The sequence below is a fragment of the Pandoraea sp. ISTKB genome (genome assembly GCF_001721285.1).
Taxonomy (GTDB): Bacteria; Pseudomonadota; Gammaproteobacteria; order Burkholderiales; family Burkholderiaceae; genus Pandoraea; species Pandoraea capi.
The window spans coordinates 18747-33235 of sequence record NZ_MAOS01000021.1 but is presented as its reverse complement, the minus strand read 5'-3'; the positions used below and the strand labels follow the sequence as shown (position 1 = coordinate 33235).

11 protein-coding genes are annotated in these 14489 nt (G+C 64.4%); all 11 read right to left on the bottom strand.

Going from position 1 to position 14489, the window contains the following annotated elements; translation table 11 throughout:
* Positions 1–382: 382 nt before the first annotated feature.
* The 11 genes from ftsZ to A9762_RS04970 all read right to left on the bottom strand — a co-directional run bounded on the left by ftsZ (position 383) and on the right by A9762_RS04970 (position 14488).
* Positions 383–1573, bottom strand: a complete 1191-nt coding sequence (ftsZ, locus tag A9762_RS05020) for a cell division protein FtsZ (RefSeq protein ID WP_069340943.1) — start codon at positions 1571–1573, stop codon at positions 383–385.
* A gap of 128 nt (positions 1574–1701) precedes the next feature.
* Positions 1702–2934, bottom strand: a complete 1233-nt coding sequence (ftsA, locus tag A9762_RS05015; protein WP_010806905.1) for a cell division protein FtsA — start codon at positions 2932–2934, stop codon at positions 1702–1704.
* Between the two features lie 22 nt (positions 2935–2956).
* Positions 2957–3790, bottom strand: coding sequence for a cell division protein FtsQ/DivIB (locus A9762_RS05010; protein ID WP_069340942.1), 834 nt, complete (start codon positions 3788–3790; stop codon positions 2957–2959).
* Positions 3791–3850: 60 nt separating this feature from the next.
* On the bottom strand, positions 3851–4834 hold the full coding sequence (locus tag A9762_RS05005) for a D-alanine--D-alanine ligase (protein WP_083253641.1): 984 nt from the start codon (positions 4832–4834) through the stop codon (positions 3851–3853).
* Position 4835: 1 nt separating this feature from the next.
* Entirely contained in the window at positions 4836–6245 is a 1410-nt protein-coding gene (murC, locus tag A9762_RS05000) for a UDP-N-acetylmuramate--L-alanine ligase (RefSeq protein ID WP_069340941.1), read from the bottom strand.
* 1 nt (position 6246) lies between these two features.
* Positions 6247–7350, bottom strand: a complete 1104-nt coding sequence (murG, locus tag A9762_RS04995; RefSeq protein ID WP_083253640.1) for an undecaprenyldiphospho-muramoylpentapeptide beta-N-acetylglucosaminyltransferase — start codon at positions 7348–7350, stop codon at positions 6247–6249.
* A complete protein-coding gene (ftsW, locus tag A9762_RS04990) occupies positions 7347–8615 on the bottom strand; it encodes a putative lipid II flippase FtsW (protein ID WP_069340940.1) in 1269 nt (422 codons plus the stop codon). The genes murG and ftsW overlap by 4 nt, the downstream gene beginning before the upstream one ends.
* Positions 8612–10138 carry a UDP-N-acetylmuramoyl-L-alanine--D-glutamate ligase gene (gene murD / locus A9762_RS04985; protein WP_069340939.1) on the bottom strand — a complete coding sequence of 509 codons (1527 nt, stop codon included), beginning with the start codon at positions 10136–10138 and terminating at the stop codon, positions 8612–8614. The genes ftsW and murD overlap by 4 nt, the downstream gene beginning before the upstream one ends.
* Positions 10139–10340: 202 nt before the next feature.
* The gene (mraY, locus tag A9762_RS04980) at positions 10341–11510 is read right to left on the bottom strand and encodes a phospho-N-acetylmuramoyl-pentapeptide-transferase (protein WP_069340938.1); all 1170 of its coding nucleotides are present in this window, start codon (positions 11508–11510) and stop codon (positions 10341–10343) included.
* Positions 11511–11525: 15 nt separating this feature from the next.
* Positions 11526–12953 carry a UDP-N-acetylmuramoyl-tripeptide--D-alanyl-D-alanine ligase gene (gene murF / locus A9762_RS04975; RefSeq protein WP_240493449.1) on the bottom strand — a complete coding sequence of 476 codons (1428 nt, stop codon included), beginning with the start codon at positions 12951–12953 and terminating at the stop codon, positions 11526–11528.
* A complete protein-coding gene (locus A9762_RS04970) occupies positions 12950–14488 on the bottom strand; it encodes a UDP-N-acetylmuramoyl-L-alanyl-D-glutamate--2,6-diaminopimelate ligase (RefSeq protein ID WP_069341023.1) in 1539 nt (512 codons plus the stop codon). The genes murF and A9762_RS04970 overlap by 4 nt, the downstream gene beginning before the upstream one ends.
* Between the last annotated feature and the right edge of the window lies 1 nt (position 14489).

Here is a 14489-nt window from a genome sequence, read left to right as displayed (position 1 = left end):
TTTCCATCTTAGACGTCAGGCCAGAGACCTGCGCGTCGAATCTTGTTCGGGGCACCCCGGCCGCCGCGACGGAGGCAAGCCGCAGCGGTCGGGGGGACAGATCCGCGAGACCGGGTCCGGGATCACGAACGCTTACCCGTAGCGTCCGTCATCTGTGATGCATCGATACCTCTTGCGACTCTGGTTGTCGCAGCCACAAGGCATCTACGCACATCACAACCTTGCCGTATCGTCGTTCCGGACTCGTACCGAGGCGCGCCTTCCCCACGCCACAAGGCATGGTAGGGGGAGCGACGGCGAATCCTCACGACGACCTGCGTAGGTCTCGCGATTCCCAAGGTGCAGCGGCGCCGAGCACTGGCACTCGGCCCGCGCAACCCTGTCAGTCGGCTTGCTTGCGCAGGAAGGCCGGAATGTCGTACGTGTCGACACCCTTTTCCTGCAGCGCGGCTACGTGCGAAGCTGCGGTCTCGCGCGTGCTGCGCCAAACTGCCGGCGTATCGAGCGCGCCGTAGTCCGTACCGGTGGCCTGACCGACGTTCGGCACGTGACCGGTCGCGATCGGCATGTTGTCGGTACCGGTCTTGAGCAGCGTCATCGGTGCAGCCGCCTTCTTGGCCGCAGCACGACCGAGGCCCGTTGCCACCACAGTCACGCGCAGTGCATCGCCCATCTTGTCGTCGTAGACGGTACCGAAAATCACGGTCGCGTCTTCGGCGGCGTAGCTCTTGATGGTGTTCATCACTTCACGCGTTTCCGACAGACGCAGCGAACGCGATGCCGTGATGTTGACCAGCACGCCACGCGCGCCCGACAGGTCCACGCCTTCGAGCAGCGGGCTTGCCACGGCTTGCTCTGCGGCCAGACGCGCACGATCGACACCAGCCACCGTGGCCGTACCCATCATCGCCTTGCCTTGCTCGCCCATCACCGTCTTCACGTCTTCAAAGTCGACGTTCACGAGACCGTCGACGTTGATGATTTCGGCGATGCCGGCCACGGCGTTGTGCAGCACGTCATCAGCGCATTGGAAGCACTTGTCCATTTCCGCATCGTCGCCCATGACTTCGAACAGCTTGTCATTGAGCACGACGATCAGCGAATCGACGTTGTCTTCCAGTTCCTGCGCGCCCGTCTCGGCCACACGCATACGCTTGCCGCCTTCGAACTCGAACGGCTTCGACACCACGCCGACGGTCAGAATGCCCATTTCCTTGGCGATCTGCGCCACGATCGGGGCTGCGCCCGTGCCCGTACCGCCACCCATGCCGGCGGTGATGAACACCATGTGCGCGCCACGCAGGGCGTCGGTCACGCGCTCACGCGCTTCATCAGCGGCAGCACGGCCCATTTCCGGCTTCGCGCCAGCACCCAGACCGGTCTTGCCGAGCTGGATGTTCACGCTGGCCTGCGAGCGGGCCAGTGCCTGAGCGTCGGTGTTCATGGCGATGAATTCCACGCCTTGCACACCACGGTTGATCATGTGCTGGACAGCATTGCCGCCAGCGCCACCAACACCCACCACCTTGATGATGGTGCCGTTGGTTTCCGTTTCCAACATTTCAAAGTTCATAGCGCCTCCAGTGAATTAAAAGCAGATCCGGTACTGCGGGTCACATGCGGCTCGGGTAAGCCGCGCATGTTTTCAACACCAGATCCACACCCCTCAAAAACTCATCAAAACGACTTTTCAAAACCACGTCAGAAATTGCTGAAGAACCAGTCGCGCATACGCGTCCAGACCTGATTCGCCTGCCCCGACTGCACCGCGACCTTGCGACCGCGCATGCGCTGGGAACGTCCTTCGAGCAGCAGACCCATCGCCGTGGCGTAGCGCGGGCTGCGCACCACATCGGCAAGACCGCCTGCGTACTCCGGCACACCGATGCGCACCGGCTTGAGGAAGATGTCCTCACCCAGCTCGACCATGCCCGGCATCATTGCCGCGCCGCCGGTGAGCACGATGCCCGAGGACAGCAACTCTTCATATCCCGACTCGCGCACCACCTGCTGCACGAGCGAGAACAACTCTTCGACGCGCGGCTCGATCACCGCCGCCAGCGCCTGACGCGACAGCGTGCGCGGACCGCGCTCGCCGAGTCCCGGCACTTCGATCATTTCGTCCGGATCGGCCAGCGACTGCTTGGCGATACCGTGCTGAATCTTGATGTCTTCCGCGTCCGGCGTCGGCGTGCGAACCGCCATGGCGATGTCGCTCGTGATCTGGTCGCCTGCGATCGGAATCACCGCCGTGTGACGGATCGCCCCTTCGCTGAAGATCGCGATATCGGTCGTGCCACCGCCGATGTCGATCAGCACCACGCCCAGTTCCTTCTCGTCTTCCGTGAGTACCGAGATGCTCGACGCGAGCGGTTGCAGGATCAGATCGTTCACTTCGAGGCCACAACGGCGCACGCACTTCACGATGTTCTGCGCAGCCGACACGGCGCCGGTCACGATATGCACCTTCACTTCGAGACGGATGCCGCTCATGCCGATCGGCTCGCGCACATCTTCCTGACCGTCGATGATGAATTCCTGCGTGAGGATATGCAGCACCTGCTGGTCGGTCGGGATGTTGATCGCTTTGGCCGTCTCGATGACGCGCGCCACGTCGGCCTGCGTCACTTCCTTGTCCTTGATCGCCACCATGCCGCTCGAATTGAAGCTGCGGATATGGCTGCCGGCGATCCCGGTGAAGACGTTGGTGATCTTGCAGTCAGCCATCAGCTCGGCTTCTTCGAGCGCACGCTGAATGGACTGCACCGTGGCCTCGATGTTCACCACGACGCCCTTTTTCAGGCCGCGCGATTCACTCTGGCCGAGGCCAATCACTTCATAGCGGCCTTCAGGGCGCAGCTCGGCCACCACCGCCACGACTTTCGACGTGCCGATATCGAGGGCGACCAACAGATCCTTGTAATCTTTGCTCATAGCGTGTGTAAGTCCTGAAGTCTCACTGGCTTCGCTTTACCGGCGCGGCAGGTTTCGCTGCCGGCTTCTGCGAATCCCGCTTTTGCACGGGTGTCGCGGCAAGCTTCTTGGCCTGTTCTTCGCTCAAGAAACGCATGCCCGCAGCACGCACTGCAAAACCGTTCGGGTACCGCAGATCGGCATACTCGATCTGATTCCCCCAGCGCGCCGCTACCTGCGGATACGCCTGTACGAAGCGTCGGCTGCGCGTGGCGAGGGTCTCGGGGTTTCGTTCCCGTCCCAGCGCCAGTTGCACGCCCCCTGCGAGTCGCACGCCCCAGGCGTAACGATTCGACAGCGTGACCGCCTCGGGTTTCATATTCAGCGGCGCGAACCACTTCACGAAGTCGTAGTACCGCGCCGTTACATCCTTTTCGCTGCCCGGCGGCCCCGCGAACTCCGGCAGCTTGCCGTCGTCCTCGGCTTCCGCCAGATTGGCGGCGAACAGCTCGCCGTCCACACTCACCAGACGGCCGTCGTTCCACGTGGCCAGCGGCTTGTATTCCTCGATCGTCACGGCGAGCTGGTTCGGCCAGACCCGCCGCACGCTCGCATGACGCACCCAGGGCACCGCCTCGAACGCCGCTCGCGTGGCATCCAGATCGATCGTGAAGAAGTTGCCCTTCAGTCGCGAGACCGCATTCGCGCGCAAGGTCGGACCGTTGATGTGCGACACATCCCCATCGATCTGAATGGCCTTGAGCGTGAAGATCGGACGCTGAATCAGCCAATGACCGCCCGCCGCGAGCGCCGCCAGCACGACGAGTGCGACGAGCGCACTCGCGATGGCGTTGAGCAGGCGTACGTTGTGCCACATGGCGATTTGCTTTCCGTATCAGGGCGTTCTTCAACGCGTTCAATGTTGTGCTCGGTTTATTTACTCGGGCTTCCACTGCGCGTTCGGATGCAGATCGAGCGTCGCAGTTGCCAGAATTTCAACCACCAGGTCTTCGTACGACAGGCGCGCCGCGCGTGCCGAAATCGGCACCAGCGAGTGACCGGTCATGCCCGGCGACGTATTGATCTCCAACAGGTACGGCTTGTTGTCGCGCTTGCGCAGCATCACGTCGGCGCGGGCCCAGCCACGGCAACCCAGCACGAGATAGGCGCGCAACACGAGGCGCTGCACTTCCTCCTGCAGGGATACCGACAACGGCGGCGGGCATTCGTAACGCGTGTCGTCCTTGAAATACTTGTTCTGGTAGTCGTAGTTCGCGTCGGGCGCGACGATACGGATCACCGGCAACGAACGGGCGGCATTCGCGCCCTTGGTGCCCATACCGAGCACCGGCACGGTCAGTTCGTCGCCATCGATGAATTCTTCGGCGAGCACGTCCGGATCGAGTGCCACCGCCTTCTCGAACGCCGCTTTCAGTTGCGACGCTTCCGTGACCTTCGTCAAACCGATGGTCGAGCCTTCGCGCGACGGCTTGACGATGAGCGGCAGACCGAGATCGCGCGCGACGGCGTCGAAATCGCTGTCGGCGTGCAGCATCGTGAAGCGCGGCGTCGGCAGCCCTTCGTTGATCCAGATGCGCTTGGTCATCTCCTTGTCCATCGCCAGCGCGGAAGCCAACACGCCACTGCCGGTGTAAGGAATGCCCAGATGCTCCAGCGCGCCTTGCATCGTGCCGTCTTCGCCATAACGGCCATGCAGCGCGATGAACACGCGATCGAACTTCTGCGCGGCAAGCGCCGCGAGGTCGTGCATGCCGGTATCGAACGCGTGTGCGTCCACGCCGCGCGAGCGCAGCGCATCGAGCACACCGTTGCCCGAAATCAGCGAGATCTGACGCTCGGCCGAGCGCCCGCCCATCAGGACGCCAACCTTGCCGAAACGTTTCGGATCGAAAGCACTCACGTCAAACTCCTTGCTGAACTTGCAACTTGCCGGGCACCGCGCCGATGGAGCCGGCACCCATGGTGATCACGACGTCACCCGCACGGGCGACTTGCAGAATGGCGTCGGGCAATTGCGCAACGTCTTCCACGAAAACCGGTTCGACCTTGCCGGCCACACGCAGTGCGCGCGCCAGCGCACGACCGTCGGCCGCCACGATGGGCGCCTCACCCGCCGAATAGACTTCGCCGAGCACCACGGCGTCCGCATCCGAGAGCACTTTCACGAAGTCCTCGAAGCAGTCGCGCGTGCGCGTGTAACGATGCGGCTGGAAAGCCAGCACGATGCGACGTCCCGGGAACGCGCCACGTGCCGCTGCGAGCGTTGCCGCCATTTCGACCGGGTGATGCCCGTAGTCGTCGATCAGCGTGAACGTGCCCGCACCGCTTGCTTTGGGCAGGGCGATCTCGCCATACCGCTGAAAACGTCGGCCTACGCCGTTAAATTCCGCCAGCGCCTGCGCGATCGCGGCGTCCGGCACTTCGAGTTCGGTCGCAATCGCAATCGCGGCCAGCGCGTTGCGCACGTTGTGCTCGCCCGGCAGATTGAGCGTGATGTCGAGCGGCGCGGCGCCCGCGCCGAACTGGCGCAGCACCGTGAAGCGCATCTGACCGGCGTCGGCGCGCACGTCGATGGCACGCACCTGTGCGTCTTCCGACAGGCCGTAACGCACGATCGGCTTCGAGACGAACGGCAGAATCTCGCGCACGTTCGGATCGTCCACGCACAACACGGCGATCCCGTAGAACGGCAGACGCTGCGTGAACGCCACGAACGACTGCTTCAGGCGGGCGAAGTCATGCCCGTACGTATCCATGTGATCCGCATCGATGTTCGTAATGACTTCGATGACCGGATTCAGGTTCAGGAACGAGGCATCCGATTCGTCGGCCTCGACCACGATGAAATCGCCTGTGCCCAGTTTGGCGTTCGCACCGGCACTGTTCAGACGGCCACCGATCACGAACGTCGGATCCAGCCCGCCCTGTGCCAGCACGCTGGCGACGAGGCTCGTCGTGGTCGTCTTGCCGTGCGTTCCCGCAATCGCCACGCCCTGCTTCAGACGCATGAGTTCCGCGAGCATCAGCGCACGGGGCACGATCGGAATCTGACGGGCACGGCCCGCGAGCACTTCCGGGTTATCTGCCGTGATGGCGGTGGACACGACGATGGCGTCCGCGCCTTCGATGTTTTCTGCGGCATGGCCGCGTGCGATGCGCGCGCCAAGGCTGGCGAGGCGCTGCGTCACCGCGTTGTCGCCGAGATCGGAGCCGCTAACCTGATATCCCAGGTTGAGCAACACCTCGGCAATGCCGCTCATGCCCGAGCCGCCAATGCCGACGAAGTGAATATGTTTGACGATGTGTTTCATTTCAATCCTTGGCCAGAGCCGCGCACACGCGCGCCACTTGTTCGGTGGCGTCCGGCTTGGCGAGCGCCCTGGCTTTCTCTCCCATCGCGAGCAGCGATTCGCGCGTCTGACGGCGCAGCCACTCGGCCAGGGTCTCGACCGACAGCTCGCGCTGATCGATCAGCGTTGCCGCGCCCTTGTCGGCGAGGAAACGCGCATTCGTCGTCTGGTGGTCGTCGACCGCATGCGGGAACGGCACGAACAGCGCCGCCACACCCGCCGCAGCCACTTCGGCCACCGTCATCGCACCCGCCCGGCAGATCACCAGATCCGCCCCGGCATAAGCCGCGACCATGTTGTCGATGAACGGCACCGCTTCGACCGTCACCCCCGCTGCGGCGTAATTCGCCTGCAACGTCTGAATATGTTTGACGCCCGCCTGATGCGTGACCTGCGGACGCTCCTCGCGGGGCAGCTTGGCCAGCGCCTTCGGCACGATCTCGTTGAGTACCGTGGCGCCCAGGCTTCCGCCGACGACCAGAATGCGCAGCGGACCGGTGCGCGCGTTGTAGCGCTCGGCCGGCGACGCCATCTCGTCGAAGTCCGCACGAATCGGATTGCCGACCCACTCGCCCCCTGCAATGGTGTCGGGGAACGCCAGCAGCACCTTGTCCGCCACGCGGGCGAGCACCTTGTTCGCCATGCCCGCGACCGAGTTCTGCTCGTGCAGCACCAGCGGACGCCCCAGCAGCGACGCCATCATCCCCGCCGGGAACGTGATGTAGCCGCCCATGCCGAGCACCACGTTCGGCTTGGCACGACGCACGGCGCCGAGGCTCTGCCAGAACGCGCGCAGCAGATTGAGCGGCAGCAGCAGCTTCGTGAGCAGCCCCTTGCCACGCAGCCCGCCGAACTTCACGAACTCCATCGGAATGTCGTACTTCGGCACGAGCGTCGCTTCCATGCCGGTCGGATTGCCGAGCCAGACCACGCGCCAACCCTGCACACGCAGGAAGTTGGCGACCGCGAGCCCCGGGAAGACGTGACCGCCCGTGCCGCCGGCCATGACCAGCAGCGTGCGTGTCTTCGTTTCCGGTGCCGGCATCGCGGTGGCGCGCTCGGTCATACTTTTCCTCCCCGCATCAGCACGCGGTTTTCGTAATCCACCCGCAGCAGGATCGCCACGGCCACACAGTTGAGCAAGATGCCCGAGCCGCCGTAGCTCACCAGCGGCAACGTCAGCCCCTTGGTCGGCAGCAGGCCCAGATTCACGCCCATGTTGATGAAGGTCTGCGCCCCGAGCCACACGCCGACGCCTTTGGCCAGCAGCCCGGCGAACGTGCGTTCGAGCGCCAGTGCCTGACGTCCGATTTCGAACGCGCGACGCACCAGCCAGTAGAACAGCAGGATGACGACCAGCACGCCGACGAAGCCAAACTCTTCACCGATCACCGCGAGGATGAAGTCGGTATGCGCTTCGGGCAGGTAATGCAGTTTTTCGATGCTGCCGCCGAGTCCGACACCGGTCCACTCGCCGCGTCCGAACGCAATGAGCGAGTGCGTCAACTGATAGGCCTTGCCCAGCGCGTAGTCTTCACGCCACGGATCGAGGTACGCGAAAATCCGCTCGCGTCGCCACGGTGACAGCCAGATCAGCATCGCGAACGTGCCGACTGCCGTGAGCGCCAGCCCGCCGAAGAGTCGACCGTTCACGCCACCGAGGAACAGAATGCCCATCGCGATGGCTGCTACGACCATGAACGCGCCCATGTCCGGTTCGAGCAGCAGCAACATGCCGACGAACACCACGGCAATCCCCATCGGCAGGAAGCCCTTGCCGAAGCTCTGCATGAATTCCTGCTTGCGCACCGTGTAGTTCGCGGCGTACAGCGTAACCGCGAGCTTCATGATTTCCGACGGCTGCAGGTTGAGCACGCCAAACGGAATCCAGCGCTTCGAGCCGTTCACGCCTTTGCCCACGTGCGGGATCAGCACGATCACCAGTAGCAGCAGCGCCAGCAGGAAGAGCTTGGGCGCGAGCCGGTCCATCGTCTTGACCGGAATCCGGAACGTGATGATGGCCGCGACCAGACCGATCGTCAGCGACACGATGTGACGGCCGAGGAAGTGGTACGTCGAATAGCCGCTGTACTTGGGCGAGTCCGGCAGTGCGACCGACGCCGAATACACCATGATCAGTCCGAGCGACAGCAACGAGATCACCACCCACACGAGGGCGTGATCGTATTCGAGCATGCGCGAGCGCGTCGGCTTGATGCTGCCGAGCGTGCGGCTCGCAGCCGTCGTCGCGGCGCCCGGCGTGGTGGCCGTGCCGGCGCCGGCGAAACCGGCCTGACGCTTCTTGCTGAAGAACGACTTGATACGGTTCATAGCATCACCCCCGCGTCGGCGGCCAGATCAACCACGGTGTCGCGAAACACTTGTGCGCGATGTTCGTAGTTGCGGAACATGTCGAAGCTCGCGCAGGCCGGCGAGAGCAGCACGGCGTCGCCGGGCTGCGCCAGACGTGCGGCTTCGCGCGTGGCCTCTTCGAGTGTCGGGGCATCGATCAGATCGACGCCCGAATCCGTCAGCGCCTCACGCAGCAACGGCGCGTCGCGGCCGATCAGCAGCACGGCGCGCGCATGATGGGCGACGGGATTGGCCAACGGCGAGAAATCCTGCCCCTTGCCGTCGCCACCGACGATCAGGACCAGCTTCTTCTCCAGCCCGGTGATCGCCGCGACCGTGGCCCCGACGTTCGTACCCTTGCTGTCGTCGTAAAACTCGACTTCGTTGATCGTGGCGATGAGTTGCACGCGGTGCGGCTCGCCCGGGTATTCGCGCAGACCGTGCAGCAGCTTGGCGAGCGGCAGATCGATCGCGCGGGCGAGCGCGAGCGCCGCCAGCGCATTCACTGCGTTATGCTGGCCGCGAATGCGCAGCGCGTCGGCCGGCATCAGACGCTTGCCCAGCACCTCGACCGTCGCTTCCGGCGTACCTGCCTTGCGACGCTTCGGGGCGGGCGGCGCGTCGTCGCGCGTGTAGCCCTCGACCAGCCACGACATGCCGCCTTCCATCTCGAGGCCGAAGTCGCCGACGGCGTCGGGCTTGCCCGTGCCGAAGGTCACGACATTGGCCTCGGGCGAAGCGAAGGCGATCACGCGCGCATCGTCGCGATTGAGCACACGCACCGTGTTCTCACCGAAAATGCGCGCCTTGGCGTTGGCATAGGCGTCCATGTCGCCATGCCAGTCCAGATGGTCTTGCGTGATATTGAGAATCGCTGCGGCGTCGGGCGCGAGAGAATGCGCCGTCTCCAACTGGAAGCTGGAGAGTTCGAGCACCCAGACGTCGGGCAGTGTGGCGTCGGCAATGCACTCGCTCAGACGGTCGAGCGCCGACGGGCTGATATTGCCCGCCACGGCCGTGCGTTTGCCGGCACGGCGACACAGCAGGCCCGTCAGGCTGGTGGTCGTGGTCTTGCCGTTGGTGCCGGTAATCGCGAGCACCTTCGGCGCGTAGCCGCTGGTCGTCTGCATGTGACGCAGCGCCTGCGCGAAGAACTCGATCTCCCCCCACACCGGAATGCCACGCTCGGCGGCAACGGCGAGCAGCGCCGACACATCGGGCGCGAGCGGCGACAACCCCGGGCTGATACCGATGAGTTCGATATCGGCGAGCAACGTGTCGATCTGATCGGCGAGCGGGCCACCGACGAACTCGGCCTGCGGCGCGTCGACGCGCAACGTCACGAGGTTCGGAGGTGTATCCGACGAAGCAAAACGCGTGTCGGCCGCCCGGACTCGGCAGCCGTAACGCGCGCACCAACGCGCCATCGCCAGGCCGGACTCTCCCAGACCCAGGATCAGGACACGCGGTTGCCAGGATTCACCAAACTTCTCGCCGAACACGTCGCTCTTTCCTTTTTATCGATTCAAACAACCTACGAATGCATCGCTTCAATGACACCGATCTACTGCTATCGGCGCGAGCGGCCCTACCTTTAGTCCAACTTTGCGCGAAAGCGACTTCGCGGTTGCGCGATGTCGCTCTCTGTCCATCTCTATCGACTTGCCGTTTGCCAGAACCTCGGCACCCCGGCACCTCGACATGTCAACGCAGTTTCAGCGTCGACAATCCGATCAGCACCAGCATCAGCGTGATGATCCAGAAGCGGACCACCACCTGCGTTTCCTTCCATCCCGACAATTCGAAGTGGTGATGCAGCGGCGCCATCTTGAAAATGCGCCTTCCTTCACCGAATCGCTTCTTCGTGTACTTGAACCACGTCACTTGCAGCATCACCGAAATGGTCTCTGCGACGAACACGCCGCCCATCACGAACAGCACGACTTCCTGACGCACGATGACGGCCACGGTACCGAGCGCGCCGCCAAGCGCCAGCGCGCCCACGTCGCCCATGAAGACCTGTGCCGGATGCGTGTTGAACCACAGGAACGCCAACCCCGCGCCCGACATCGCCGAACAGAACACGAGCAACTCGCCCGCACCCGATATGTGAGGAAACAGCAGGTACTTCGAGTACACGACGTTGCCCATCACGTAGGCGAACACGCCGAGCGCCGCGCCCACGAGCACGACCGGCATGATCACCAGGCCGTCGAGGCCGTCGGTGAGGTTAACGGCGTTGGACGAGCCTACGATGACAAAGTAGGTCAGCGCGATGAAGCCGAACACGCCCAGCGGGTAGGTCATCGTCTTGAAGAACGGCACGATGAAGTCCGCTTTCGGCGGCAGATCGAGCGGGAAACCGTTGCGCACCCAACTGATGAACAGCTCGAAAACCTTCAGGTTGCTCGTCTCGGACACCGAGAACGCCAGATAAATCGCGGCGAACAAACCGATGATCGACTGCCAGAAATACTTTTCGCGCGACGACATGCCGCGCGGGTCCTTGTAGACGACCTTCCGGTAATCGTCGATCCAGCCGATGATGCCGAAGCCCAGCGTCACCAGCAGCACAATCCAGATGAAACGGTTGCTCAGATCCGCCCAGAGCAGCGTCGCGACGGTAATGCCGATGAGAATCAGCACGCCGCCCATCGTGGGCGTACCCGACTTCACGAGGTGAGTCTGCGGGCCGTCGGTACGCACGGCCTGGCCCACCTTCATTTCGGCGAGCTTGCGAATGACCATCGGCCCGAACGAGAGCCCGATCACCAGCGCCGTGAGGCTTGCCATCACGGCCCGAAACGTCAGGTAGTTGAACACGCGCAAATAGCTCGCATCCGCTTGCAGCCATTGCGCCAACGTCAGCAACATTCCATCAATCCTTTATCACTTGGCCGGGGCGTCGCCGCCCCCGCTTTCCGTCGTCGCGCGCAACTGTTCCAGCACGCGCTCCATCCGCATGAAGCGGCTTCCCTTCACCAACACCGTGGCCGGTGCACTCAACGTGGCGTTCAACCTGCCCACGAGCGGCGCGACATCGGTCACATCCGAAAAATGTTCGCCGCCGTCGCCGAACGCAGCGACGCTGGCCGGCGTCTGTTCACCCAACGCCAGCAGACGATCGATACCGCGCTGTGCGGCGTATTCGCCCACCTCGCGATGGAATGCCGGACCGTTGTCGCCGACTTCGCCCATATCGCCAAGCACCAGAACGCGCGGCGCAGGGGTTTGAGCGAGTACGTCGATCGCGGCCCGTACAGAATCGGGGTTCGCATTATAGGTGTCGTCGATCAACGTGACACCTGCGAGCGGTCCCTTCGAGAGCGTCGACACTTGCAGACGGCCTTTGACGGCCGAAAACGCCTCAAGTGCCCGCACGATCGAACCGATGTCGACATGCGCGCCCAATGCGCACGCAATCGCGGCCAGCGCATTACGTGCGTTGTGTTCGCCGAGCAGCGGCAACGTGAGCGAAAACTCGCCCGCCGGCGACGACACGCGCAGCACGCGCGTTGCCACGTCGTAGCGTCCCGAGACCGCAGCGCGCGCGTCGAGCGCGAAGTCCAGCACGCGACGCTTGCCCGCCACCTCACGCCACATCGGCGCGAATTCGCTTTCCGCCGGGAACACTGCCACGCCGTCGGCACTCAGCGCCGCCAGCACGGCCGAATGTTCCTCGGCCACCGCCGCCACGCTCACCATGAATTCCTGATGTTCGCGCTGTGCGTTATTGATGACGGCCACCGTCGGCTGGGCGATCTTCGCGAGATACGCGGTTTCGCCCGGGTGGTTCATGCCGAGTTCGAGCACGGCCAGCTTGTCGCCGTCCTTCAGACGGAACAGCGTAAGCGGCAGGCCGATATCGTTGTTGAAGTTGCCCGCGGTTGCCAGACGCGCATCCGCGCCCACCGCCTCGGCGAAAATCGCCGAGATCATTTCCTTGACGGTCGTCTTGCCGTTGCTGCCGGTCACTGCCACCACGGGAATCGCGAAGCGACGGCGCCATGCGCCCGCCAGTTGGCCCAGCGCGATGCGGGTATCCGGCACGATCAGCGCCGGCGACTCGAAGCCTTCCGGCACACGGGTGGCCACCACGGCGGCAGCGCCCGCGCGCGCCACGTCGGCCAGGAAGTCGTGCGCATCGAAGCGCTCGCCCTTGAGCGCCACGAACAGATCGCCCGGCTGCACCGAGCGGCTATCGGTCACGATGCGCGTGAACGCCGTCGACGGCGCACCGACCACTTGCGAGTCGGCCACGGCTGCGTTGGCGTCGCCGAGGTGCCACATCGGCGTCATCATCGACGTCTGCGTCATTCGCCACCTCCGCGTACCGTAGTCGCGCGCGCTGCAAGTGCCAGACGCGCGTGTTCCTGATCGGAGAACGGCCGCTTCTTACCCATGATTTCCTGTGTACTTTCGTGACCCTTGCCCGCGATGAGCACGACGTCGGCCGGTTGCGCACCGCGCACCGCCTGAAGGATCGCGCTGGCGCGGTCTTCGATGCGACGCGCCGCATCGGGCTGCGTCAGACCGGCGGCGATCTGCGCCATGATCTCGGCCGGCACCTCGGTGCGCGGGTTGTCGCTGGTGAGCACGATCGCGTCTGCCAGACGCTCGGCCACCGCGCCCATCTGCGGACGCTTGCCCGCATCCCGATCGCCACCGCAACCGAACACGCAGACGAGCTTGCCGCCACGCGCCTCGGTCACCGGCCGCAGCGCGGCGAGCGTCTTGTCGAGTGCATCGGGCGTATGCGCGTAGTCGATCACGACCAGCGGCTGCCCCGGCTGTCCGATCTGTTCCATCCGACCGGAGACGGGCGCGAGCGTTGCGAGTCCGGCGATCGCGGCATCCTGCGCCACACCGGCGGCCAGCGCCGCACCCAGCACCGCCAGCGCGTTGCTGATGTTGAACTCACCGATCAACGGCACCGTAACTTGCTGACTCTGGTCGTCGATGTGCAACGTGAAGCGCGTACCGGCAGTGGTGGCCCGAATCTCTTCGGCGCGCAACACGCGGTTGTCATGCTTCGACGTGGCGGCGCCGTGAATGCCGTACTCGAAGACCGGCGTCTTCCCGGCCAGACGTGCGAGCAGGCGCTGTCCCATCGCGTCGTCACGATTGATGACGGCAGCCTTCAGCCCCGGCCAATCGAACAGACGCGTTTTCGCGGCCTCGTACTCGGCCATCGTGCCGTGGTAGTCGAGGTGGTCCTGCGTCAGATTGGTGAACACGGCGACGTCGAACGCCACCCCGTTGACGCGGCCCTGATACAAACCGTGCGACGACACTTCCATCGCGACCGCCGCAGCGCCTTGCGCGCGCAGATCGTCGAGGCTGCGTTGCAACTGAACGGCATCCGGCGTCGTGAAGCCCGTCACCGTGAGATGGCCGGGGAAACCGCTGCCCAGCGTGCCGATCACGGCACTACGGATGTTCGTCTTCGTCAGCAATTGCGCCAGCCACTGGCTGCACGACGTCTTGCCGTTGGTGCCCGTCACGCCCAGCATCGTCATGCCGACGCTCGGCTCGCCGTACCACAGCGCCGCCAGCGGACCGGCAAGCCAGTCGAGACGCGGCACGCCGAATTGCGGCACGTTGGCGAGGCTGGTCAGTTGCGCCGGCCACGTGAAGTCGTCGCTCTGCCAGAGCACGGCCGCGGCGCCGCGTTCGACGGCATCGGCAATGAAACCGCGGCTGTCGGCACCTTTGACGGCGTACGCCACGAACACGTCGCCCGGCGTCACGCGACGGCTATCCGCATGCAGCGTGGCTCCTGCCGGCACCGTGCGGCGCAGCCAGTCCCACGCCTGCGCGAGCGTGGCGCGGTCGGTGGCATCGGCGATCATG